The organism is Mesorhizobium sp. WSM4822 (genome assembly GCF_055811155.1).
Genome location: NZ_JBVVQM010000012.1, coordinates 123,121 through 146,240 on the forward strand (window position 1 = coordinate 123,121; position 23,120 = coordinate 146,240).

Annotated in this window: 21 protein-coding genes; 6 read left to right on the forward strand and 15 right to left on the reverse strand. The window is 63.8% G+C overall.

Annotation, left to right across the window (positions count from 1 at the left end):
* Positions 1-10 precede the first annotated feature (10 nt).
* Positions 11-1,156 carry a substrate-binding domain-containing protein gene (locus AC0L3E_RS25585; protein WP_473605886.1) on the reverse strand — a complete coding sequence of 382 codons (1,146 nt, stop codon included), beginning with the start codon at positions 1,154-1,156 and terminating at the stop codon, positions 11-13.
* Between the two features lie 380 nt (positions 1,157-1,536).
* Between AC0L3E_RS25585 and AC0L3E_RS25590 the strand changes: the two genes are divergently transcribed.
* The 5 genes from AC0L3E_RS25590 (at position 1,537) to AC0L3E_RS25610 (ending at position 7,024) form a co-directional block, all read left to right on the forward strand.
* Positions 1,537-2,301 carry an electron transfer flavoprotein subunit beta/FixA family protein gene (locus AC0L3E_RS25590; protein ID WP_236383507.1) on the forward strand — a complete coding sequence of 255 codons (765 nt, stop codon included), beginning with the start codon at positions 1,537-1,539 and terminating at the stop codon, positions 2,299-2,301.
* Positions 2,302-2,304: 3 nt separating this feature from the next.
* The gene (locus AC0L3E_RS25595; RefSeq protein WP_236383505.1) at positions 2,305-3,273 is read left to right on the forward strand and encodes an electron transfer flavoprotein subunit alpha/FixB family protein; all 969 of its coding nucleotides are present in this window, start codon (positions 2,305-2,307) and stop codon (positions 3,271-3,273) included.
* Between the two features lies 1 nt (position 3,274).
* A complete protein-coding gene (locus AC0L3E_RS25600) occupies positions 3,275-5,230 on the forward strand; it encodes a (Fe-S)-binding protein (RefSeq protein WP_473605888.1) in 1,956 nt (651 codons plus the stop codon).
* A 73-nt stretch (positions 5,231-5,303) separates the two neighbouring features.
* A complete protein-coding gene (locus tag AC0L3E_RS25605; protein ID WP_127330577.1) occupies positions 5,304-6,227 on the forward strand; it encodes an NAD(P)-dependent oxidoreductase in 924 nt (307 codons plus the stop codon).
* Between the two features lie 104 nt (positions 6,228-6,331).
* Positions 6,332-7,024 (forward strand): N-acyl homoserine lactonase family protein, encoded by a 693-nt coding sequence (locus AC0L3E_RS25610; RefSeq protein ID WP_473605889.1) that lies wholly within the window; start codon positions 6,332-6,334, stop codon positions 7,022-7,024.
* A gap of 301 nt (positions 7,025-7,325) precedes the next feature.
* Here the strand turns inward: AC0L3E_RS25610 and AC0L3E_RS25615 are convergent, their stop codons facing one another.
* From AC0L3E_RS25615 to AC0L3E_RS25680, 14 genes are all read right to left on the reverse strand, one after another.
* Positions 7,326-8,093 (reverse strand): SDR family NAD(P)-dependent oxidoreductase, encoded by a 768-nt coding sequence (locus tag AC0L3E_RS25615; RefSeq protein ID WP_473605891.1) that lies wholly within the window; start codon positions 8,091-8,093, stop codon positions 7,326-7,328.
* On the reverse strand, positions 8,090-9,055 hold the full coding sequence (locus AC0L3E_RS25620; protein WP_473605892.1) for a carbohydrate kinase family protein: 966 nt from the start codon (positions 9,053-9,055) through the stop codon (positions 8,090-8,092). The genes AC0L3E_RS25615 and AC0L3E_RS25620 overlap by 4 nt, the downstream gene beginning before the upstream one ends.
* Before the next feature lie 21 nt (positions 9,056-9,076).
* Positions 9,077-10,060: an ABC transporter permease gene (locus tag AC0L3E_RS25625; RefSeq protein WP_128306846.1), complete on the reverse strand. Its 984-nt coding sequence runs from the start codon at positions 10,058-10,060 to the stop codon at positions 9,077-9,079.
* Complete coding sequence (locus AC0L3E_RS25630; protein WP_127330583.1) at positions 10,057-11,088, reverse strand: ABC transporter permease; 1,032 nt, start codon at positions 11,086-11,088, stop codon at positions 10,057-10,059. Before AC0L3E_RS25630 ends, AC0L3E_RS25625 begins: the two co-directional genes overlap by 4 nt.
* Positions 11,085-12,578, reverse strand: a complete 1,494-nt coding sequence (locus tag AC0L3E_RS25635; protein WP_128306845.1) for a sugar ABC transporter ATP-binding protein — start codon at positions 12,576-12,578, stop codon at positions 11,085-11,087. The genes AC0L3E_RS25630 and AC0L3E_RS25635 overlap by 4 nt, the downstream gene beginning before the upstream one ends.
* 102 nt (positions 12,579-12,680) lie before the next feature.
* On the reverse strand, positions 12,681-13,682 hold the full coding sequence (locus AC0L3E_RS25640) for a sugar ABC transporter substrate-binding protein (RefSeq protein WP_027035479.1): 1,002 nt from the start codon (positions 13,680-13,682) through the stop codon (positions 12,681-12,683).
* 63 nt (positions 13,683-13,745) lie between these two features.
* On the reverse strand, positions 13,746-14,405 hold the full coding sequence (locus tag AC0L3E_RS25645; protein ID WP_127330585.1) for an L-fuculose-phosphate aldolase: 660 nt from the start codon (positions 14,403-14,405) through the stop codon (positions 13,746-13,748).
* 27 nt (positions 14,406-14,432) lie between these two features.
* Entirely contained in the window at positions 14,433-15,209 is a 777-nt protein-coding gene (locus tag AC0L3E_RS25650; protein ID WP_127330587.1) for an SDR family NAD(P)-dependent oxidoreductase, read from the reverse strand.
* A gap of 197 nt (positions 15,210-15,406) precedes the next feature.
* Positions 15,407-16,243, reverse strand: coding sequence for a GntR family transcriptional regulator (locus tag AC0L3E_RS25655; RefSeq protein ID WP_127330589.1), 837 nt, complete (start codon positions 16,241-16,243; stop codon positions 15,407-15,409).
* Positions 16,244-16,315: 72 nt separating this feature from the next.
* Positions 16,316-17,551: an MFS transporter gene (locus AC0L3E_RS25660; RefSeq protein WP_245469270.1), complete on the reverse strand. Its 1,236-nt coding sequence runs from the start codon at positions 17,549-17,551 to the stop codon at positions 16,316-16,318.
* Positions 17,552-17,556: 5 nt separating this feature from the next.
* The gene (locus tag AC0L3E_RS25665; protein ID WP_127330591.1) at positions 17,557-18,009 is read right to left on the reverse strand and encodes a MaoC family dehydratase; all 453 of its coding nucleotides are present in this window, start codon (positions 18,007-18,009) and stop codon (positions 17,557-17,559) included.
* Positions 18,006-18,446 carry a Zn-ribbon domain-containing OB-fold protein gene (locus AC0L3E_RS25670; protein ID WP_127330593.1) on the reverse strand — a complete coding sequence of 147 codons (441 nt, stop codon included), beginning with the start codon at positions 18,444-18,446 and terminating at the stop codon, positions 18,006-18,008. The genes AC0L3E_RS25665 and AC0L3E_RS25670 overlap by 4 nt, the downstream gene beginning before the upstream one ends.
* Positions 18,446-19,597, reverse strand: a complete 1,152-nt coding sequence (locus tag AC0L3E_RS25675; RefSeq protein ID WP_127330595.1) for a thiolase family protein — start codon at positions 19,595-19,597, stop codon at positions 18,446-18,448. Before AC0L3E_RS25675 ends, AC0L3E_RS25670 begins: the two co-directional genes overlap by 1 nt.
* Entirely contained in the window at positions 19,594-21,540 is a 1,947-nt protein-coding gene (locus tag AC0L3E_RS25680) for an acetoacetate--CoA ligase (protein ID WP_128306844.1), read from the reverse strand. The genes AC0L3E_RS25675 and AC0L3E_RS25680 overlap by 4 nt, the downstream gene beginning before the upstream one ends.
* An 81-nt stretch (positions 21,541-21,621) precedes the next feature.
* Between AC0L3E_RS25680 and AC0L3E_RS25685 the strand changes: the two genes are divergently transcribed.
* Positions 21,622-22,851, forward strand: coding sequence for an acetyl-CoA C-acetyltransferase (locus AC0L3E_RS25685; protein ID WP_128306843.1), 1,230 nt, complete (start codon positions 21,622-21,624; stop codon positions 22,849-22,851).
* Positions 22,852-23,120: the final 269 nt, after the last annotated feature.

Here is a 23,120-nt window from a genome sequence, read left to right on the forward strand (position 1 = left end):
CTTGGGAAGCTTACTTCGGATAGTCGGGATTGAATGTACTCGGATTATAGCCGGCGGGCAGCCCGTTGCTTGGCGACAGATCGCCCGGATCGCTCATCCTGACATGGTCGAGCAGATGCCTGTCGCCCTTGACCGAGATCGTATCCGCACCCGGCGACGTGACGACCTGGAAGCTGACCTCGACCTTGTCCGGGACCGAGATGCCCTTGAGCACGTCAAGCGCGGTCTCGATGCCGGTGATGCCCATCGACGTCGGATAATCGATGCCGACCATCTTGATGTTGTGCTGGTTGGCCAGCTGATACATCCGGGCAACGTCGCCGCCGGTCATCGGTGGAAATTCGCCGTCCTTGTAGCCGGCGTCAAGAAACGCTTCGATCGCGCCGTAGCCCTGAAGCGCACTGTCGGCCAGGACGCCGTTGATGGCCTTGCCGTGCTTCTGGATCAGCGCGGCCATCACCGACTTGCCTGTTGCCGGATTCCAGTCGCAATACTGCTTCTCCAGCACCTTGATGTCGGGAAATTTCGAGAACACTTCCTCGTTCGCCTTGATGCGGATTTCCGCGACGCTTGACCCGGCGATGCCGGGCAGCATAACGATGTTGCCCTTGCCGCCCAGCGTCTCGCACAACCACTGCGCCTCGAGACGGCCCAATGCCCAGTCGGATGCCGTGACGTAGGTGATGTAGTTGGCCGGCGTCTTCACCTTGCGATCGACCATGACAACGGGGATGCCTTGTTCGGTTGCGCGTCCGACGACGGAATCGAGCGCGTCCTCAGTCGAGGCGGCAATGAGCAAAATGTCGACGCCCTGGCTGATCAGATCCTGGATATCCGCGATCTGCTTGGAGGGGTCGTCATTGGCGTCGGTGACGAGAAGATGGGCGATCTCGTCGCGATGCTGGCCGGCGGACCAGAGCACGCCATGCTGGAAGGCGACGCGCCAAGCATTGGAAATCGAAGCATTGGAGAACCCGATCGTATAGGGACCCGCCTTCTTCCATTTCGAGGTGTCGACCATGGTGTTCGCATTAGGGTTCCACATCCAGGTGCGCGGCGCGCCATAGTAGCCGGGCTTCGTTTCCGGCTCTGCGGCGACGGCTGCGCTGGTCTGGGCGAGCTGGATGGCCGGTGCGGCGGCCATGGCTGCCGCCACGGCTGGCATTCCCCGTATAAAGCTCTTACGCGAGATCTTGTGGTCTAATATGCTCTTTATTGACATTGGTTCCTCCTCCTGAACGCTCGACAGAGCGTCTAAATTCTCCTCAGACATTCTCGCACGCGAGACAGTATAAACAAACAATAGATGTCTATATCCCGGGCAAATCGCACGACTATTTTCCTGACAACCTCCAATTCAGAAAAATTCGACTGAAAGCGATTTGACGCAAATTAGCAGTCGATTACCCACGATCGTCAATCTGCCGTCTTGTAATAGCTGCTATTACCTTTTTCGCCATTGGGGGCGGCAAGGAATACGACTTATCTAGCAGCCGGTGCCGGGCGCTTGAGGTGCGTTCCGTCGGAGGAGAGGCCGTGAATATTCTTGTTGTCTTGCGCATGATCCCGGATTCCGCGGGCGAGCTGCAGCTCGCCGAGGACGGCCGCAGCATCGATCGGGAATGGCTGGATTTTCAGCTCAACGATTTCGACGATCATGCGCTGGAGGAAGCAATCCTGCTCAAGGAAACCGGCGGCGCGAAGGTAACGGCGGTGGCCGTTGGCGAAGGCGCCAACCGTGTCCTGCAGATGGCTGCCGCACGCGGCGCCGACGAAGTCGTGGCGCTTCAGGCCGAGGAGGACGCCATGATCTCCTCACGTGAGATCGCGGCTTCCATCGCGGCGATGGCGCGGGCAAAGTCGGCCGACCTGGTTCTGTGCGGCGTTCAATCGAGCGAGGATGTCTTCGGCCAGCTCGCGCCCTATGTCGGCGCGCTGCTCGACTGGCCGCATGTGTCGGGAACCAACCGTATCGTTGCGAACGGCGCCGTGCTTCGGGTCACGCAAGAGCGCGGCGCCGGTGTCGCCGTCACCTATGAGTTGGCCACGCCGGCGGTGCTGGGCGTTCAGACAGCGTCGAAGGCGCCACGCTATGTCTCCGGCAGCAAGCTTCGCGAAGCATCCAAGACGCCCATTGGCCGCGCCGCGCCCGAATCGTCAGGCTTCGAGCGTTCCGCCGAGATCATCACATTGCGCCTGCCAGTCCAGGGCGGCTCCGGCGAGAATCTCGGCGGCGATGCCGAGACAGTCGCGGATCGGCTGGTCAGCATCCTGGCAGCCAAGGGCCTGGCGAGGAACTAAGCCATGAAATTGATTGCCTGTACCGAAGGCCACTCCAGCAAGATCGAAGCCTTCTCCCTCGAAATGATCGCCGCGGCGCGTTCGATCGCCCAGGCCGGCGACGAGGTTGTCGCTTTTTTCGCCGGCGGTAAAGCGGAAGCCGCATCCTCTCTCTTCGGTGCCGCCGATCGCCTGATAGTGGCCCGCGCGACAAAAGCGGATGTTATTCCCGCCGAGACCTATGCGGTGCTTCTGCGCGAAGTCGTCACCGCCGAGAGCCCCGGCCTGGTCCTGGTTCCCTATTCGGCAAACGGGCTGGACGTGGCAGCCGACATTTCGGCGCGAACCGGCTGGCCGCTCATCTCCTATGTCAACGAAATCAAGCGGCACGGTGAAAACCTGACGGTTGTCGCGCAGATGTATGGCGGCAAGATACTCGCCGACTGCGAGGTGCAACTGCCCGCCATTCTGATGATCAACCCAGGCGCCTTCGCGGAGGCAGCGCCGGGCCCGATCGCCGCCGCGAGCGTGCAGACGATCGATGCCGAACCCACGCTCGCCAGCGGCAAGGTGAGAATGGTGGCCATCGACGTGCCGGATTATGCCGACGTCGATCTGACGACAGCCGAGAGGATCGTGTGCGTGGGCCGCGGCATCGGCGACGAGGCAAGCATCGACCTTGCGCGCAATCTGGCGACGATGCTGGGGGCGGAGATCGCCGGCAGCCGTCCTGTCGTCGACAATGGCTGGCTGCCTAAGCTGCGCCAGGTCGGCAAATCCGGCCAGAAGGTGAAGCCGAAGCTCTATCTGGCGCTCGGCGTGTCCGGTGCGCCCGAACATCTCGAGGGCATGGCGCAGGCCGAGCTCATCATTGCCGTCAACACTGATCCGAAGGCCCCTATCTTCAATGTCGCGCATTACGGTGCGACCTGTGACCTGTTCGATCTCGTCGCCAATCTGAGCGACAGGCTGCGGGCCGGCTCTGGCCGTTGAGATGGCATCGACCCTGCCACTCTGGATCCTGGTCATCACAGCACTCGCTTTAACGGCCTGGCGCTCGCGCCGTTACGCGGTCGCTCTTGCCAATGCACCGGCAGCGGCCCGCTTCGACCGCCCGATGCTGCGCCTCCAGGGTGTGATGGTCGCCATCGGCATGCACCGGAAAATGCTCCGCAAGCCGCTTTCCGGCGTGCTTCACGCAATCATCTTCATTTCGTTCTTGGTGCTGTTCACCGCCACGATCGATGCCTTCGGCTCGCGGCTGTTTCCAGGGTTCTCACTTGCGCCCATCGGTGGCGAAACCTGGATTGCCGCTCTGCAGGATATCTTTTCGGTGCTGATGCTGGTCGGCGTCGGACTTGCGCTCTATCAGCGTTACGTGCTGCGGCCTGCCCGCTTCGACGGCTCGAGCGGCAGTGATGCGGCAATCATCTATGTGTTGATCGTCCTGATCGTGGCGTCCCTGTTGCTTGAGGCGGCGGCACGCATAGCCGGTGGCGCAGACGGCTCGTGGCGGCCGGTCGCATCGGCACTGGCTGGATTGCTCGATCGTGCCGGCATACCGGCACATCAGGGCGAAGAGCTGTTCTACTGGGCTCACGTCGGCGCCATTCTGGCATTCCTTGTCTATATCCCCGGTTCGAAACATCGGCACATGTTTCTTGCTGCACCCAATATCTACTTCCGCAGCCTCGAACCGCGCGGCCTGGCGCCCGCGGTCCCGGAAGCGCGCGAGGCTCCGGGCATCGACAGCCTGGGACAGTTCGACTGGAAACAGCAGCTCGACCTTCTGTCCTGCACCGAATGCGGCCGTTGTCAGGCGGTCTGTCCAGCCTATGCGGCCGGTCTGCCGCTCAGCCCAAAATTGCTGATCACCGACATGCGTGACGCGCTTGCCGCGGGATCTTCGGCGGCCCCACTGGTCGGCGGCGTGATTTCCGAGGAGACGCTGTGGGCTTGCACCACCTGCCGTGCCTGCATGGAGGCATGCCCGGTCGAGATCGAGCATCTACCCAAGATCATCGACATGCGCCGTCATCTGGTCGACGAAGGCCGTGTCGGCCCCGGTCTGCAGGAGGCGTTATCGAACCTGACCCGTCTCGGCAATTCCATGGGCAAGCCTTCCAAGATGCGGGCCCGCTGGACCAGGGAGCTCGGCTTTCAGGTCAAGGACGCGCGCGAGGAACCCGTCGACGTTCTGTGGTTCGTCGGGGACTACGCCTCCTACGATCCGCGCGTTCAGGAAATCACCCGCAAGGTTGCCGAACTGCTGACCGCAGCCGGTGTCGACTTCGGCATTCTCTTCGATGCCGAGCGCAACAGCGGCAATGATGTGCGGCGTGCCGGCGAAGAAGGTCTGTTCGAAACGCTCGCGCAGTCCAACATCGATAAGATCAAGGCGTGCAGCTTCAACCGGATCATGACCACCGATCCGCATAGCCTGAATGCGCTGAAGAACGACTATCAGCATTTCGGCGCGGCGTTCGAGGTGCTGCACTATACGGCGCTGCTGGCGGAACTCATCGGGGCGGGAAAACTCGACCTGCATGTCGCCGATGGCGCCAGGGTCACCTATCATGATCCCTGCTATCTTGGACGCTACAATGGTGGCTTCGATGCGCCGCGCGATCTGATCCGCGCCGCCGGCTACACGCTTCATGACATGCCGCGCTGCCGCGAGAATTCCTTTTGCTGCGGCGCCGGCGGCGGCCGCATCTGGCAGGGCGACGACGGCGTGACCGAGCGTCCGAGTGAGAATCGTATCCGTGAAGCGCTGAGCCTGGGCGACGTCGCGTACTTCGTCGTCGCCTGCCCGAAGGACAAGGTGATGTACACCGCCGCGATCGATGCGCTCGGCGTGGCCGACAGATTGAAGGCCGTGGACATCGCGGAACTTCTTGTGCCGCGTACAAGCCAGGCGCTCGAAATACCCACGGTGGAAACGACCTGACAGAATGCGATCCAGGAGATCGAGACCAAACACCATTGCATGGGCATCGGCCCTGAAAGAGGAGAGAGCGATCATGTCGACCCTGAAAATCGGCTTTGTTGGCATCGGAAAAATGGGCACGCCGATGGCGACCCGTCTCATCAAGGCTGGTTACGAAGTGACGGTCTACGACGTCGACAGCAAAGCCGTGGCGGAATTGACTAACGCGGGCGCGAAAGCCGCCGCCGGCGCGCGCGATGTCGCCGATATTGCGGAGATCGTTTTTGCCAGCCTGCCCAGCCCGCAGATCCTGGAAAAGGTCGTGCTCGGCGAAGGCGGTATCGCCGAGGGCAAGGCGGTTCGCATCTTCGTCGATATCTCGACGACGGGTCCGCGAATGGCCGCCAAGGTTGCCGAAGGCCTTTCAGCCAGGAGCATCGCCATGATCGACGCGCCCGTCAGTGGTGGATTGAAGGGCGCGCGCAACGGCACGCTCGCCGTCATGGTGTCGGGGCCGAAGGCTGCGTTTGAAACGGCGAGCCCGGTGATCGAGAATTTCGGCCGGATATTCTTCATGGGCGAGGTTCAGGGCTCCGCCCAGACCATGAAGCTTGCCAACAACCTGCTTGCAGCGGCGGCACTTGCGATCTCCTCCGAAGCGGTCGTAATGGGCGTCAAGGCAGGCCTCGATCCCAAGGTGATGATCGACGTCATCAACGCCTCGAGCGGCCGCAACAGCGCCACCGAGGACAAGTTCCCAAAATCCGTCCTGCCGCGCACCTTCGATTTCGGTTTCGCCACAGGCCTGTCCTTCAAGGATGTCCGGCTGTGCGTGGACGAGGCGGAGGCAATGGGCGTACCCATGGTGGTGGGCAGTGCCGTGCGCCAGTTGCTGAGCGTAACGAACCAGCTCTACGGGCCGGACTCCGATTTTACCTGTATGGTCAAAACGGTTGAGACATGGGCGCATGTGGAGGTCGGCTCAGCCCAGACCCCAGATGTCGCCAAAGCGAGCTGATCATGGGTGACTCCGAACGTTATGAAATCCATGCCGTTCGCTACGGTCATTTCGAGCGCCGCTCGGGCGAGAATTTCCTAGGCGGCGATACGCATGACGTTCCCATGCCGCTGGACTACTTCGTCTGGGCGATCGTCGGGCAGAAGCGCACCTTCATCGTCGACACCGGCTTCGACAAGCCGACCGGCGACAAACGCGGACGCAGTGTCGTCAGGCCCGTCGACGACGGCTTGGCGGCAATCGGCATCAATCATGTGGATGTCAGCGACGTCATCATCTCCCACATGCATTACGACCATTGCGGGAACCATCACCTATTTCCGAACGCGACCTTTCACCTGCAGGATGCGGAGATGGAGTTCGCGACCGGCCGCTGCATGTGCCACCATGCCATGCGCCATCCCTTCGAGGCCGAAGACGTCACCACCATGGTGCGGCGCGTCTTTGCGGGAAAAGTTTGCTTCCACGACCCGGAGTCGCAGATCGCGCCAGGCATCACGCTCCACAAGGTTGGCGGCCACTCGCGCGGATTGCAGGTGGTGCGGGTAGAAACCGACAATGGCGCGGTCGTGATCGCGTCCGACGCGGCCCATTTCTACGCCAACATGGAACGCGAAAAGCCTTTTCCCGTCTTCGACCGGCTGAGCGATGTGATCTTCGGGGTCGAGCGTATGAAACAACTCGCCAGTTCCCCCGCTCACATTGTTCCTGGACACGACCCGCTAGTGCTGAAGCGCTTCGCGCGTAGCCGCCAGGATGTAGAGGACATTGTTGCGTTAAACCGACCCAAAGGCTGACGCGTTGCCGTGGCAAGAGGTCTCTGCGGCACATCCCACAGATTTTGGACAACCAAGAGATCTCGTATGAACAAGTTTCCACACTTGTCCGTGCATTGAAACAATCGACGTCCGCTTTTGGAGGATGGCGCGGATCAGCGGAACGGCTGCAATGAGGCGCATTGCGGTCCGACGCCTTTGGGCCGGGAGCGGACTGGCAGCCTCCAGGATGATCTGGCAGAAAACCGACCTTACATCAACATAGTCTCGTTCGCGTCACGCCGGGCCGTCATGGCGACCACGTAGGCCAGCCCTGCGAGGATCAGTGGTAGTAGATGCCACCGTCGACATTGAGCGATTGTCCGGTGACGAACGCCGACAGCTCCGAAGCGAAGAACAGTACCGGCCCGACGACATCCTCTGGCGCGCCAAGACGCTTCAGCGCCGCGACCTCTTCCCAGTGGCGGATCGCGGCCTCGCTGCCCAGATTGTTCTTGCCCATCTCGGTCAGGATGATGCCAGGGCAAATCGCATTGACGGTGACGCCGTCCATGCCGACTTCCTGTGCGAGCACGCGGGTGAGCGTAATCACCACCGCCTTAGTCGCCGCGTAGTGGCCCTGCGTCGGCACGCCTTGGCGGCCGGCGATCGAGGCGATGTTGATCACCCGGCCCGATTTCTTGGCGCGCATATGCGGCAGCACCGCTTGGCACATCATCAGCACGCCCTTGGCGTTGATATCGAAATGCGCGTCCCAGTTGGCCTCGTCGAGGTCCTGGAGCAGGCTGGGCTTCAGGATGCCGGCATTGTTGACCAGCACGTCGATGCTGCCAGCGGCCTTAAGCAACGCCTGCGCCGTCGCTTCGATCTCCTTTTTCTTGCTGACATCCATCGTGTAGACATAGGCCTTGCGGCCGGCCGCCTCGATCTCGCCCCTGGTCACGTCGAGTTCCGCCGCCTGCGACGGCAAATCGGTGATGGCAACATCGAAACCCGCTTCGGAGAGCCCCTTCGCGAGCGCTCTGCCGATACCGCGGCTCGCGCCGGTGACGAGGGCCGTCTTGCCCTTGGCCTCAGGAAGAATGGTCATGCTGCTTCCACCTTTGATGTCTTGACGGGGAGCGAGTTCATCGCCGCCACCGTGTCGTCGAATGAAACGAGTTTGCCGTCGGAACCGAGTCCCATCGCCACCTTGGCGGCGACGGCGCTCGCAAAACGCGCGGATTGCTTGAGGTCCCAACCCTTGACGATGCCGACGATGATGCCCGCGGTGAAGGAGTCGCCGCAGCCCGTGGTGTCGAAGACCTCGACCTCGAAGGCCGGCAGATGAAAATCCTCGCCATGCTCGGGCGAGACATGGACGCCGTCGGCGCCAAGCGTGAGGATGCAGTTCTTCACGCCCCTGGCCTTGAAGAAGGCTGCGACGCGGGCCGGATCTCGGTCATGCGCCATCTCGCCGGCCTCGTCGATGCTCGGCACGAAATAGTCGATATAGTGCAGGCACGGTTCGACCAGCCGCCACGTTTCCGGCGTCGCCTGGATGAGATCGAAGGTGGTGACGCGGCCAAGCTCCTTGGCCCGCCTCAGCAGCCTGACGGTGGGCTCGCCGTCGAAGCGCTTCAGCAGGCCGGTGCCGCCGACATGGACGACGGTGGCGTCGAGTGCGGCATCAAGATCGGCATCGGCGACCTCGAACAAAGTGGCGGTGCCCGGCACATGCAATGCCGGCCGCTCGCCATTCGGCCGCACCGGCAGGATGGTGGAGGACGTCTGGAGGCTGCCGTCGCGGCGTACCAGGCCGCACTCGAGGCCATATTTCTTGAGCTTGGCGAGGAACCAGTCGCCCATGTCGTCGGTGCCGAGCGTGGTGACGGCCCGCGTCTTCAGGCCAAGGATGGCGCAGTCCATGCCGGTCGCGCCGGCCGTGCCGGCGACGGTCATGCGGATCTCCTCGATATAGTCGGCGCGGCCACCTTCGGGGATGCGCGAAACCGGGCGTCCCAGAATGTCGAGGACATAGAAGCCGATCGAGCTGATGTCGAATTGTGGCATGGCTGACTTGACCTTTCGAACTCAATGGGTGGCGCGGCGCAGGCCGAAGCTCACGGCCAGCACCAGGAAGACCAGCACGCCGATGCCGACCTGCTGCCAGTAAAAATTCCAGCCGACGAGCAGCAGCCCGTTCTTGACGATGGCAAGCAACAGCACGCCGAGCAGCGTGCCGACCACCGAGGGCTTGCGCTCGCGGCTGAGCGTCGTGCCTATGAAGGTGGCGCCGATGGCGTCGAGCAGGAAGGCGTTGCCCGACAGGGGCACGTAGGACTTCACCGTCGCTGACAGCAGGATGCCGGTCACGCCCGCCAGCAGCGCACAAAGCACATGCACCATCGACAATTCGCGCGGCACGCGGATGCCGGAATACCAGGCGACGCCGGGCTGCGCGCCCATCGCCTGCACATAGCGGCCGAAAACGGAGCGGTGCAGCAGCACGTGGACCGCGATGGCTGATAAGATCAGCACGATCACCGGTGTCGGCACGCCGAACAGAGCGGTGCGGGCGATGGCGTTGAACTGGTCGCCGGCATAGCCGCTGGTGAGGTAGATCGGCTGGCCGCCGCTGGTGGCAAGCTGCTGCGTGCTCTGGCCGATGAACAGCACGCCAAGCGTCGCCAGGAACGGGCTGATGTTGAGCCTGGTGATGAGAATTGCGTTGAGGATGCCGACGACCAGCGCGGCACCCAGCCCGCCGCCGACGCCGACCATCCCGCCATAGCCGGCGGCGAGCAGCATGACGAAGACCATGCTTGCCATGTCGACGGACACGCCGATGGACAGATCGATGCCGCCGGACGAGATGACAATGGTGAGCCCGAGCGCCACGATCGCCAGCATGACGACATTGTTGACCAGCACGTTGAAGAGGTTCGCCGGCGTCAGGAAGGTCGGGCTCGCCACCGCGAAGAAGACGACGATCGCCGCGAAAGCGACGAGCATGCTGTATTTGGCAAGGAAGGCGCGCAGGCCCATCTTGGCGCGGTCATTGGCCGAGTTGCTCATCGTGAACCCTCCGAGCCGCGGGCAAAGGATGTGATGGCCACCACCAGCAGGATCAGCGCGCCCTGCACGCCGTTTACCCAGTAACTTGAAACGTTGAGCAGTTGGAAGCCGTTGGCGAGCAGGCCGATGAACAACACGCTGAGCAGCGTGCCGCCCATGGTCGGCACGAAGCGGCGGGAGAAGACAGTGCCGAGCAGGGCGGCCGCCAGCACCGACAAAAGCAGTTCGCCGGAGCCGGGCGTGCTGGCCGAGAGCCGCGAAACGGTGAGTATACTCGCCACCGCCGCGCAGAAGCCGCTCAGCACATAGGTGAAGGACACGTAGAACGGCACGCTGAGACCGGCCGCTCGTGCAGCCTCGGGGTGCCCGCCGACCGCGTAGAGCCGCAGCCCGAACGCCGTGACATGGATGATGGCGATGATGATCGCGGAGAACACGATCAGCGCCCAGGCGAGCGCCGAGATGCCGAGGAAGCTCCCAGAGACCAGGAAGCCGAGCAGCGGGGAGGATGCGCCGACGACAGTGTTCTGGGTGAGCGTGAGTTCCATGCCGGCGGCGACGTTGAGCACGGCAAGCGTCGCCAGCAGCGGCAGGATGCCGAGACCGACCACGGCAAGGGCGTTCAGCGCCCCGACGGCCATGCCGACGGCGATGGCCGCGAGGACCGACAGGAAGTCGCCATAGCCCATCGACAACAGCGTCGCGTAGACGGCGGCGCACAGCCCCATATTGGCGGCGATCGACAGGTCGATACCGCCTTCGGTGACATCGGAGCCGCCGCCGATGATGACGGTCGTCATGCCATAGGCGAGTACGCCCAGGATCGCCGACTGCTCGACCACGTTGATGAGGTTGAAGGTCGAGGTGAAGCCCGGCGCGAAGACGACGAAATAGGCCATGATCGCAGCAAAGGCGGCAATCGCGCCGAGACGCACGACGATGGTGGCGAAGCGCCGGCCAGCACTTTTGCCGGTGGCGCGGGTTTCGTCGGACGCGCCGGCCTCGGTGTGGAGAGTTGTCGCGCTCATGCCGCCAACCCATCAGCATTCGAGCGGGCGCCTGACGAGGCCGCGAGCAGCGCGTCGCTGTTCATTGACGGGCCGGAGAAGGTGCCGGCAAGCCGGCCGCGATAGACGACCAGCGCGCGGTCGCAGACGCCGACCAGCTCGAGCAGGTCGGACGATAGAAGTAGGATCGCCGCACCCTCGCCCGCCAGCCGGTTCAACAGATTGTAAATCTCGACCTTGGCGCCGACATCGACGGCCACCGTCGGCTCGTCCAGCACATAGACCCGCGACTGACAGCTGAGCCACTTGGCGATCGCCACCTTCTGCTGGTTGCCCCCGGAGAGTTCGCGCACCAGCGCATCGCGATGCGGCGTCTTGATCGACAGCTCCTTGATCAGCCCATCGACCGCCTGGTTCTCGTTGCCGCGGCTGACCAGACCGTTTCTCGAATAGCGGCGCAGGCTGGCCAGCGAAACATTCTCGCGCACCGACAGGCCGAGCGCCACGCCATGGGCGCGGCGATCCTCGGGCAGCATGGCGATGCCGCTGCGCACCGCCTTGACCGGCGTCGACAGCGACAGCGCCTTCCCCTCGACCTTGATCGAGCCGCCCTCGGCGGTCTTGAGGCCGAACAGGCACTGCACGATTTCCTTGGCGCCGGATCCGAGCAGGCCGGTGAGGCCGACGATCTCGCCGGCGCGAATGTTGAAGCCGATGTTTTCGAAACCGCCGCCGAGACGCAGATTGGCGACTTCGAGCACCGGCGCGCCCAAGACGACGGAACGCTTGGGAAACATCTCGCCGACATCGCGGGCGATCATCATCGAGATGATCTCGTCGATCGATGTCTCGCGCGGGTCGACCATGCCGACGTCGGTGCCATTGCGCATCACGGTGACGCGGTCGCAGAGCTTCTCGATTTCCTGCATGTAGTGGGAAATGAAGACCACCGCGATGCCGTCGTCGCGCAGCCGCCGCAGCACGTCGAACAGACTGTCCACCTCGCGCTTGACCAGGGCCGCCGTCGGTTCGTCGAGCACCAGCACCGAGGCTTTCTGCGCCAGCGCCCGCGTGATCTGCACCACTTTCTGCTGTGCCGTCGTCAGGTCCTTGACCAGGGTTCCCGCCGGCAATTCCATGCCGAAGAACCGCTGCAACAGATCAGCTGCCTTGCGCTCCATGGCGCGGCGGCTGACGAAGGGGCCGAAGCCGATTTCGTGGCCGAGGAACACCGCCTCGCCGACGGTTGCGGTCGGCACCAGCAGCCTGTCCTGATGGATGAAATGCACGCCGAGTTTTTCGACCGATGCCGGCGAAAGGGCGGTAACGGTCTCGCCATTGATGACAATAGTTCCGCTGTCCGGTTTGATGATACCGGCCAGCACCTTGATGATCGTCGACTTGCCGGCGCCGTTCTGGCCGACAAGGCCGAGGATCGAACCGCGCACGATCTCGAGGTTCGCGTTCTCCAGCGCTCGCACCGGACCGAACCGCTTCGATATATTGCTCATCGATACAGCAATTTCACGCTTTGCTGTCTGCATGGCCGTCAACCCTGGTTGATGGTGGCGGGCAGCCATTTCGCTGGATGCCCGCCCGCCGTTTCGCTCAGCCTATTTAACGCCAGCCTTCTCGGCCGCGTCGAGGAACGGTTTTCCCTTTTCGGCGGCATTTTCCTTGTTGATCAGCACCGCGGGCACGAAGGTGAAGGGCGCGACCTTCTGGCCGGCAAGATATCTGGCGGCATTGTCGACCGATGTCTTGCCGATTTCATAGGGCTGCTGCGCTGCCACGGCACCGGCGGACGACTTCGGATCCATCACCATCTTGATGACTTCCGGGCTGCCGTCGATGCCATAGGTCTTGACCTCGTTGCGGCCGGCGGCTTCGACCGCCTGCGTGGCGCCGATCTGCGGCACGTCCCAGCAGGCCCAGACCGCGCCGATCGAGCCCTTCTCGGGCGACTTGGTCAGCATGTCGGTGACGTTGGAATAGGCGCTCTGCACGGTGTTCGGGATGACGTCGCGCAGTTCCGGCTCGACGATCTTCACATCGGGGAACGAGGTCAGCACATATTTCAGCTGGTCGTAGCGGATCTTGCAGACCGGCACGCTGTAGAAGCCGTTGAAGACCAGCACATTGCCCTTGCCGCCCATGTCGGCGACCATCTGCAGAGCGATCTCGGCGCCGATATTGTAGTTGTTGGACGTGGTGTTGTTGATCGCGTGCGGCGTCGCGGTGTCGACGGTGAACAGCGGGATGCCGGCGTCGCGGATCTTCTGCAGCCACGGGTTCAGCACTTCGAGGTTGCCGAGCTGCTCGATGATGGCGTCGGGCTTCTGCGCGATCAGCGTCTGCAGCTGCGCGATTTGCTGCTGGTCCTTGCGGCCGGCATCGAGCGCGATGACTTCGCCGCCGAGCTCCTTCACGCGGTCCTGGATGCCGCGAAACGCCATCAGGTCCCAGTAATGGTCCGTGCCGATGGCGGAAACGCCGATGCGCTTGCCCTTCAGCGACAGTTCCTCGGCACTCACGCTCGAGATGGCAGCCAGGCTGCAAGCCGCCGCCAACCCCAAAGCGAGCGCTTTGACGAGGCCTTTCATTGATCCGGTCATTTCATTTCCTCCCTTGTTGATCGCTCCGGACCTTCCCGGAGGATTCTGTCAGATGACCGCCGCTCAGGCAGCAGCCTCCTTGTCGCGCAGGCCGTAGCTGGCCATGCGGCTGATGACGTTTTCGATCTCTTCCTCGGACAGGATCGGCGGCTCGCCGATCTGAAGGGCGCCGTGATACTGGCGCGCCAGCGTTTCCACCTCGACCGCCAGCCACATCGCCTGGCTGAGGCTGGAGCCGACCGAAATCATGCCGTGCTGTGCAAGCAGGCAGGCCTTGCGGTCGCGCAGCGCCTCCACCGCATGCGCCGAGAGCTCCGCCGTGCCGAAGGTGGCGTAGGGCGCACAGCGAATGTCGCTGCCGCCGGCGACCGCGACCATGTAGTGGATCGCCGGTATCTTCCGGCCCATGATGGCGATGGTCGTGCAGTAGGTCGGATGCGCGTGGACGACCGCGTTGACCTCGGGCCGCGCCTTCATGATGTCGAGATGGAAGCGCCATTCGCTCGAGGGCGGCAGGCGCCCGTCGACCTCGCCGTCCCAGGCCATGAAGACGATGTCCTCGGGCACCAGTGTCTCGTAAGGCGTGCTGGTCGGCGAGATCAGCATGCCTTCGCCATGGCGCCGGCTGACATTGCCTGACGTACCCTGATTGATGCCCAGCGCATTCATCTCGAGGCAGGCGTCGATGATTGCCTGGCGTGCCTCTAGGTCCGAAACGATCATGCGATATTCCAATCCTTGCTCGGCCCGTCACCAGGCCGTGTAGCCGCCATCGATCGACAGGATCGCGCCGGTGACGTAGCTCGACGCCGGCGAGGCGAGAAACAGGATCGCCGAAGCGATCTCGTGCGGCTCGCCGAGCCGGCCCATCGGCGTCATGTCGATCCAGGTGTTGAAGAGTTCGGGGCGCTCGCGCATTTTCAGCGTCATCTCCGTCCCGACATAACCTGGCGCGAGCGCGTTGACGCGCACACCTGATTTTGCCCATTCGACGGCAAGCGCCTTGGTCATCATGTGCACGGCGCCCTTGCTCACCATGTAGGAGGGCGCGGTCTGCGGACGGTTGATGATCAGGCCCGACATCGAGCCGAGATTGACGATCGAGCCCTTCTTGCGGGCGACCATGGAGCGGCCGAAGGCACGCGAGGCCCAGTAGACGCCGTTGACGTTGACATCCATCACCTGGCGCCATTCCTCGTCGGATGTGTCGAGCGCGGTGTTGAGGCGGGCGATGCCGGCGCTGTTGACCAGTATGTCGACCTGGCCGAAATCGCTGACGATCCGGGCGGCTATCGCCTCGACGGCACGTGGATCGGTGACGTCGAGCACGCGGCCATCGACGCTTGCGACACCGGCCCCCTTAAGCGCCTCGGCGGCTGCATCCAGGCCTTGCATATTCATGTCGAGCAGGACGATGCGCGCGCCGCAGGTGCCGAGCGCCTTGGCGGCCTCCAGACCGATGCCGCTGGCACCGCCGGTGACGACGGCAACCTCGCCCGTCAGGTCGAATTGCGACCGGTAGTCCATGCTAATCCTCCATCAGGCGAGGCTTGAACGCGGGCAAAACCTTCCCCTCGACACCAACGTGGCGTCGCAAGCCGATCGATCCTGATAATGCGTTAGGGGTCAGGCTCCTCCCGACCCATGGCAAGGACGTTACAGAAGCTTCCCGGGTTCGTCAATCTGGTTATAACCAGAAAACAGAATGTTTTGACGGATCATATTCAGGTGCGATCGACGCCGTTCACTGTCGCCGACGGCTGCTCGACCGCCATGTGGATGCGGGCGACGGAAGAGTTGTAGAAGGCCTCGTAATATTCGAGCGCCGCACCGTCGGCATCATAGGCGATCGACTCGATTTCGATCAGCGGTGTGTTGGCGGCGACGCCCATCTCCTCGGCCTCTTCCTTGGTGGGCAATGCCGCGCGCAGCCAACGGTCGGCGCGCTTCACCGTCAGGCCGAACACCGCGCGGATGGTGCCGAAAATCGACTGGTTTTCCGAAAGGATGTTTTCGAGCCCCGGCACCCTGTGCCCCGGCAGGCTGATGCGTGTCATGGTGATCGGCGCGCCGTCGGTCATGTAGACGCGGCTGATGCGGACCACGCTGCCATTGGCGGGAATGCCGAAGACTTTGGACTCTTTCTCGCTCGGCGGGCACCGGTAGATTTCGAGCGTGCGCGTCGAGACCTTGTGGCCCTTCGCCGTCAGGTCGTCGAACACGCCGAGATTGGCGGTCATGAAGTCGACATGCTCGCGCGGTGCGGCGACGAACATGCCCTTGCGCGGCATCTTGATGATGCGGCCTTCGCTGGACAGCGAGCCGATCGCGGCACGCACGACCGGACGCGAGACGCCGAAGAAGTCGCACAGCGCCTGCTCGGAAGGGATGCGCGAATTGGCCGCCAGCAGACCGGTGTTGATGGCTTCCTCGACCTGGTTGCGCAATTGCACCCACAGCGGTGCCGCCTCGTCGCGGTTGAGCTCGACCTTGGAGCCGATCGAGCGGAACGCCTCGGCCGCTCCGGCATCTTCCTGGTCGTAGCGAGGACGCCCACGCATTCTGGTCGTTTGTTCCATTTCGGTCCCGCCGCAAAATGATTTGCCGCGACTCAAGAAGCGGCAGCGTCCTCCCTAACGGAGCCCGCCAGCCATATTCATGCTCTCCGGCAAGTTTCGCAACCATAGCATGGCCACGGCTCCAAGAAGCGGCCCGGGAACCAGCAGCAGGAAGGCCCAGCGCCAGCCGCCGACAAGGTCGGCGAAGCGCGGCGTCAACCAGATGGCCAGCACCGTCAGCGCGAAGCCGGCGCCGAGCTGCACCGACAGCGCCGTGCCGACGAAGCGGCGGTCGGCAAGCTCGGTGACGGCAGCTGAAAACTGCGCGGAATCGCCGACCACCGAAATGCCCCAGACGATGGCAACCAGCATGAACAGCCAGAGCGGCCCGGTGAACAGGAAGCCCATGAGCAGTGCGCAGCTTCCCGAGACGATCATCATGCCGGCTGTGGTCGCCGTTCGGCCGATCCGGTCCGACAGATAGCCTCCGAGCAGGCAGCCGAGAATTCCGGACGCAATGATGAAGAAGGTCGATAGCGACGCGGCTGCCGTCGTCCCAACGGCCTGCGCCTCGAAGGCGGCACGCGTATAGGCAAGCAGCCACGCCCACATGGCATAGAGTTCCCACATGTGTCCGAGATAGCCGAGATTGGCGAGCAGCAGCGGCTTTTCGCGAAACACCTGGCCGATGCGCGACGGCTCGAACACCGCCTTTCCGAAGGGATAAGGCCCTTCCCTGGCGAACTGCAGGAACAGCAGTGCGCCGATCGCCGTCGCCAGGCTGGCTGCGGCGACCACCGGCCGCCAGTCGAGCGCGCTCAAGGCGGCGCGGAAGAGATGTGGCAGTGCCGAGCCAATGGTCAGCGCGCCAATGACCGCGCCGAGCGCCAGCCCCCTGTCGCGCGTGAACCAGGTTGCGACCAGCTTCAACGCCGGCGGATAGACCCCGGCAAGTGCTGCGCCGGTGACGATGCGCGCGGCGATGGCACCGCCCGGGTCGGGATGAAACAGCAGGCTGGCATTGGCGAGCGCGGCAACAAAAGCTGCGGCGGCCATAAGGCGGCTGAGCCGCACCAGGTCGGGAAGGTTGACCAGGCTCGCCGCCAGCGCGCCGATCACGAAGCCGACCTGGACGCCGTTGGTCAGCCACGCCTCGGCGCCAGAACCGATAGCCAGTTCCTGCTTCAGCTCGGGCAGGATGGCGGTCGCCGAAAACCAGGTGGTCAGCGACAGAACGACAGCCAGGCAAAGCAGCGACAGCACGCGCCAGCGTTCGCTGTCGGCCGCCATGCCAGGACGGCTGTCGTCCACCGCACTCACGCGCCTAGCAGCGGAACGGTGAACACCGTGGCCGTGCCGGTGAGACAAAGCTCGCCCTGGCCGTTGCGCACTGATGTCTCGATCTTGCAGATCGGCTTGTCAGGGCGCACCTCCTTGACCTCGACGCGTCCGGTGATCTCCTCGTCAACGCCTACGGCCTTGACGAACTTCCAGGCGACTTCAAGGAACACGGTCCCTGGTCCAGGCAGGTCTTCGGCGACCAGCGCATTGAGGATGCCTGAGGTGACGCCGCCCTGGACGATCAATTTGCCGAACACCGATTTCTCGGCCAGCGCGCGGTCATAGTGCAGCGGATTGCGGTCGCCGGTGATGTCGGTGAAGGCCTCGATATCGCTGGCGCGCGTGCGGCGCGTGCGCTCGGCCAAGGCGCCGACTTCCGGACGACCCTTGACCACACCTACCCAGCCATCTTTCGTCTCGGTGCTCATTGCGGCTTCTCCTCTGTTGCGGTTTCCACTGATTTGAAGGCTGGCAGGACGCGACCGCCGATGGCTGTCGGTGCGAGCAGCAGCGCGTCTCCGACGTGCGGTGGCTGCGCGCCGGTCAGGATGAAGCTCAGCATGGTCGGGCCTTCGGCCAATTCGACCAGCCCGACCACATAGGGAGCGGCCGGCAGCCAGCCGGGATGGCCCGGCTTGCCCACTTGCGAAAAGGATTTCAGTCGGCCCTTGCCCGACGCCTCTTTCCAGACCAGGCGCTTGCCCCAGCAATGCGGGCACATCGGGCGCGGATAGAACACGGCCTTGCCGCAGTCCTCGCAGTGCTGGATTTTAAGCTGCCCTTGCGCCGCCGCGTCCCAGAACGGCTGGGTCAGCGTGGTGATCGTCGGACCGGGGGTCTTGAGTGCACTGAGATCGACGGACATCAGGCGGCTCCCAGCACAAGCGCGGTCGCCTCGCTCATCGTCGCGCCATTGCCGGTGACCAGCGCGAGCTCGGCCTTGCCGATCTGGCGTTCGCCCGCCTCGCCGCGCAGTTGACGCACCGCCTCGACGACATGCGTCATGCCGCCGGCAAGGTCGGGCTGGCCGAAGCCGAGCTGGCCGCCATGCGTGTTGAGCGGCTTGTCGCCTTGGTGCGAAAGATCGTGGTCGCGCAGCCACGCGCCAAACTGGCCCGGCGCACAGAGACCGGCGTCCTCGATCGTCGTGGCGACCATGATCGTGTAGCAGTCGTAGAGCGACAGGAGATCCATGTCATCGGCCCTGGTGCCGGACTGCGCGAAGGCCCGCGCCATGGCGCTCTTCAGCGGACCGGAGGTGAGGCAGGGCGCCTGGCTGACCGCGCGATGCGTGACCTTCTCGCCGGCCCCCAGCAAATGCACGGGACGCTTGCGCAGCGAACGCGCGCGCTCGGCCGAGGTGACGACAACTGCCTCGCCGCCGGCGACTGGCATGACGATTTCATAGAGATGCAGCGGCGAAGAGATCATCGGCGAGGCCAGCACCATCTCCACATCCGCCGGCTTGCCGAAGAAGATCGCGTCTGGGTTGAGCTGTGCGTTGGCCCGTGCCGCCGCGGCAATCAGCGCGAAATCCCTGGCGGTCGAGCCATGCGCCGCCATATGCGCCTGCATCAGCAGCGCGTAGGAGATATTGGCGCCCGAAGCGCCGAACGGCACGTCGAACTCGCGGATCGGATTGCGGTTGGGCGATCGCGGTGCAACCTCTTCGCGGTTGTTGGCGAGGACGCACAGCACTGTCTCGCACATGCCGGCCTCGATCGCCGCCGCTGCGCGCCAGACCATGCCGGCACCCGAAGCGCCGCCGAGGTCGACGACATTGGCCATGGCCGGCGCCAGCCCGAGATACTCAGCGACGGTCGCCGGAACATGCTGCGGCGTCTCGCCGACCTGCGGCCCGACCAGCAGCCCATCGATCGCCGCCGGCTCCAGCCCGGCATCGAGCACGGCCAGACGGGAGACCTCGGCGATCATCTCCAGCGTCGCCACGCCGCTGGTCAGGCGTTGCGGTTTCAATTCGCCGATGCCGACGATCGCTCCCTTGGCCCGGATCATGCCGCCTTGCTCCGGTCGAGCGCGCGGTATTCCTCGAGGCATGCGGGATTGGCGAGCGAAGCCATATTCTTCACCGGCTTGCCCTCGAGTGTGGTGCGGGCGGCCCCTTCCACCCTCTTGCCGTTGAGCGTGTAGGGCACGGCCTGCACCGCATGGATGCGGTGCGGCACGTGGCGCGGCGATGCGCCCGCACGAATGGCGCGGCGGATCTGCCCAGCGAACTCAGGCGTCAGCTCAAAACCGTCGCTGAGCTTGACGCAAAGCACGATCTCCTCATCGCCTTCGACCGGCGCGCCGAACACCAGGCAATCCTCGATCTCGGCAAAGGTTTCGCAGACGGCGTAGATTTCGGCCGTGCCGATGCGCACGCCGCCGGGCTTCAACGTCGTGTCCGAGCGGCCATGGATGATCCCCGAGCCATGCAGGCTCACCTCGGCGACATCGCCATGCGTCCAGATTTCCCGGCGTGCGGCGAAATAGGTGGCGTGGTAGCGCGCGTCGCCGTCCTTGCCCCAGAAGGTCAGCGGCATGGACGGGAACGGTTCGGTGCAGACGAGATCGCCCTGCCGGCCGATGACCGGCGCGTTACGCTCGTCCATCACCGCCACCGCAAGGCCAAGCCCCTTCACCGTCAGTTCGCCACGGCGAACGGCGTGGAGCGGCGAACCGAGCAGGAAACAGCCGATGATCTCGGTGCCGCCCGAGATCGAGGCGAAGATCATGTCGTGCTTCACATTCTCGTAGACCCAGTCGAACTGGCCGGGAGAGACCGGCGCGCCGGCCGAAAGCAGCGAGCGCAGCGATGACAGGTCGTGCAAGCGCCCAGGCGCGTAGCCTTCGGCGGCAAGTGTCGCCAGATATTTCGGGCTGGTGCCGAAATGGGTGACGCGTGCGCGCTCCGCCATTGTCCACAGCGGGCTGGCGTCGAGGCCATCAGCGGTCTTCAGGATCGGCGCGCCGTCATAGAGCACAACAGCCGCGCCGCAGGCGAGGCCCGAGATCAACCAATGGTACATCATCCAGGCCGTGTTGGTGTACCAGCTCATCACGTCGCCGGGGCGGACGTCGCCATGCAGCAGATGCTCCTTCAGATGTTGGAGCAGCACGCCCCCGGTGCGATGGACGATCGCCTTTGGCGCGCCCGTGGTGCCCGAGGTGTAGAGCACATAGGCCGGATGATCGAAGGGCACGCGTTCGAACTTCAGCGCACCGTCGCTGCCGAAATCGTCGAAGGCGAGACAGGTCGCCGCGCAGTCCGCCTCTGCGCGCGGCTCGTCGGTCAGCACCAGCGTGGTCACCGTCGGCATCGCCGCAACGATCTCGGCCAACCGATCGGAGATGTCGTGCTTCTTGCCCGCATAGCGGTAGCGCGGTGTTGCAAACAACACCTTCACGCCGATCTGGCCGAGGCGGTCGACGATCGCCGCAGCGCCGAAATCCGGCGAGCAAGACGACCAGACGGCGCCGACCGAAAGCGTCGCCAGAAGCGCCACGAGACCTTCGACACGATTGGGCAGGATACCACCGACGCTGTCGCCCCTCGCCACGCCTGCCGCGCGCAGGCCATGCGCTATCCTGGCGACGCGCCCGCGCAACTCACAGAGGGTGACGGTGCGGAAATGGCCGCTCTCGTCGGCCTCGATGACCGCAACCCGATCATCGTCGCCCCGCAACAGATTCTCCGCGAGATTAAGCGATGCGTCGGGAAAGAATTGGCTCCGCGTCATCGGCGCCTGGTCGTCGCGCAGGAAAGATCGCGTGCCCGGATCGCCGGTCACACCGGCAAAGTCCCACACCGCCCGCCAGAACGCGCCAAGGTCACTGATCGACCAGCGATGCATCGTCTCGTAGTCATGCGGGCTGAAGCCGTTGGCTGTCGCGAAGCGCGCAAGATTCGAGAATTGGAACGCGGCCGGCGCCGGCGTCCAAAGCACGGATGACATGAATTTCCTCCCGGAATGCAGGCCGGCGCGAAGCCGTCATCTTGTCTGCAAGTCACTTTCAGATTATTGGTTATAACCAGAATGTCAAGCGGCGAACACGCCCTCTGTGCCGCACCAATGGAGGACAGGAAATTGCAGGATGCAGTGTACATCGTCGCCGCCAAACGCACGCCGATCGGCAAGCTCAACGGCGCGCTCGCCGGCCTCTCCGCCGCGGAACTGGGTGGGCAGCTTATTCAAGCGATGCTGGCCGAAACCGGGCTTGCGCCTGATGCCGTCGGCGAGGTGATCATGGGCCAGGTGCTGACCGGCGGCGCCGGGCAGAACCCGGCAAGACAGGCATCGCTCAGGGCCGGCCTGCCGGTCAGCGTACCCGCGATGACGATCAACAAGGTGTGCGGCGCTGGCCAGAAATCGATCCATCTTGCCGCGCAGGCCATTCGCTGCGGCGACGCCGATTGCATCATCGCCGGCGGCCAGGACTCGATGACGTCCGCGCCGCATTTTATTCCAGGCATTCGCGGCGGCGTGCGCATGGGCGACCAGATCGTCAAGGATTCGATGATCACCGACGGGCTGTGGGACGCCTTCCATCAGGTCCATATGGGCGTCACGGTCGAGTCCCTGGCGCAGCGTTGCCAGATCACGCGCGATGAGCAGGACCGTTTCGCGTTGCGTTCGCAGGAGAAGGCCGACGCCGCTATCCGCTCGGGAAGGTTCGACGATGAGATTGTCCCTGTCTCGGTAAAGACAAGGCAGGGTGATGTCGTCATCGACCGTGACGAGCATCCAAACCCCTCGACCACCCTCGAAGGACTTGGCCGGCTGAAGCCGGTCTTCGATCCGGCGGGGACAATCACCGCCGGCAACGCCTCCGGGCTCAACGATGGTGCTGCCGCCGTGTTGGTTATGTCGGAGACACGGATGAACGAACTCGGGCTAACGCCCCTCGCCCGAGTTGCGTCCTATGCTTCAGCGGGGGTCGAGCCGATGGATATGGGGCTGGGACCAGTCGCTGCCTCACGCCTTGCGCTGCAGAAGGCCGGCTGGCAGGCGGCCGACCTCGACGCCATGGAGATCAACGAAGCCTTCGCCGCACAGGCCCTCGCCGTCAATCGCGAGATGGGCTGGAACGAGGAGATCATCAACATCAGCGGCGGCGCCATCGCGCTCGGCCATCCGTTGGCCGGGTCCGGCTGCCGCATCGTAGTGACGCTGCTCCACGAGATGACGAGGCGCAAGGCCCGCAAAGGCCTGGCCTCACTTTGCATCGGCGGCGGCCAAGGCGTGGCGATCTGCCTGGAGCGGTGATCCGAGACTCTAAGCAGCTGTCGTGTGAAAGCGGTGCACAATGGCCTGGCCACGCCACCTCCAAGATTTCGACCCGGCGCGAGGATTGCGTAGCGGAAGCCAATCACTGATCGCGCAAATAGAAAGGTAAAAAGAACCGCGAGGATACCTCCGATTGCACCGAAAATGCGCATGCCGAACAGCGTGGGGCCGAACATGGCTAATGCTATCGAGTCAAGGAAGTAGTAGAGATTCGCGCGGCCAAACCAGCCCACACCCACAATGGGTGG

Bases quoted from the DNA above. Each gene is read 5' to 3' on its own strand.
- AC0L3E_RS25595 (WP_236383505.1), top strand. From the start codon at position 2,305: ATGAAATTGATTGCCTGTACCGAAGGCCACTCCAGCAAGATCGAAGCC.
- AC0L3E_RS25600 (WP_473605888.1), top strand. From the start codon at position 3,275: ATGGCATCGACCCTGCCACTCTGGATCCTGGTCATCACAGCACTCGCT.
- AC0L3E_RS25605 (WP_127330577.1), top strand. From the start codon at position 5,304: ATGTCGACCCTGAAAATCGGCTTTGTTGGCATCGGAAAAATGGGCACG.
- AC0L3E_RS25610 (WP_473605889.1), top strand. From the start codon at position 6,332: ATGCCGCTGGACTACTTCGTCTGGGCGATCGTCGGGCAGAAGCGCACC.
- AC0L3E_RS25615 (WP_473605891.1), bottom strand. From the start codon at position 8,093: ATGACCATTCTTCCTGAGGCCAAGGGCAAGACGGCCCTCGTCACCGGC.
- AC0L3E_RS25620 (WP_473605892.1), bottom strand. From the start codon at position 9,055: ATGCCACAATTCGACATCAGCTCGATCGGCTTCTATGTCCTCGACATT.
- AC0L3E_RS25625 (WP_128306846.1), bottom strand. From the start codon at position 10,060: ATGAGCAACTCGGCCAATGACCGCGCCAAGATGGGCCTGCGCGCCTTC.
- AC0L3E_RS25630 (WP_127330583.1), bottom strand. From the start codon at position 11,088: ATGAGCGCGACAACTCTCCACACCGAGGCCGGCGCGTCCGACGAAACC.
- AC0L3E_RS25635 (WP_128306845.1), bottom strand. From the start codon at position 12,578: ATGAGCAATATATCGAAGCGGTTCGGTCCGGTGCGAGCGCTGGAGAAC.
- AC0L3E_RS25640 (WP_027035479.1), bottom strand. From the start codon at position 13,682: ATGACCGGATCAATGAAAGGCCTCGTCAAAGCGCTCGCTTTGGGGTTG.
- AC0L3E_RS25645 (WP_127330585.1), bottom strand. From the start codon at position 14,405: ATGATCGTTTCGGACCTAGAGGCACGCCAGGCAATCATCGACGCCTGC.
- AC0L3E_RS25650 (WP_127330587.1), bottom strand. From the start codon at position 15,209: ATGGACTACCGGTCGCAATTCGACCTGACGGGCGAGGTTGCCGTCGTC.
- AC0L3E_RS25655 (WP_127330589.1), bottom strand. From the start codon at position 16,243: ATGCGTGGGCGTCCTCGCTACGACCAGGAAGATGCCGGAGCGGCCGAG.
- AC0L3E_RS25665 (WP_127330591.1), bottom strand. From the start codon at position 18,009: ATGAGCACCGAGACGAAAGATGGCTGGGTAGGTGTGGTCAAGGGTCGT.
- AC0L3E_RS25670 (WP_127330593.1), bottom strand. From the start codon at position 18,446: ATGTCCGTCGATCTCAGTGCACTCAAGACCCCCGGTCCGACGATCACC.
- AC0L3E_RS25675 (WP_127330595.1), bottom strand. From the start codon at position 19,597: ATGATCCGGGCCAAGGGAGCGATCGTCGGCATCGGCGAATTGAAACCG.
- AC0L3E_RS25680 (WP_128306844.1), bottom strand. From the start codon at position 21,540: ATGTCATCCGTGCTTTGGACGCCGGCGCCGGCCGCGTTCCAATTCTCG.
- AC0L3E_RS25685 (WP_128306843.1), top strand. From the start codon at position 21,622: ATGTCAAGCGGCGAACACGCCCTCTGTGCCGCACCAATGGAGGACAGG.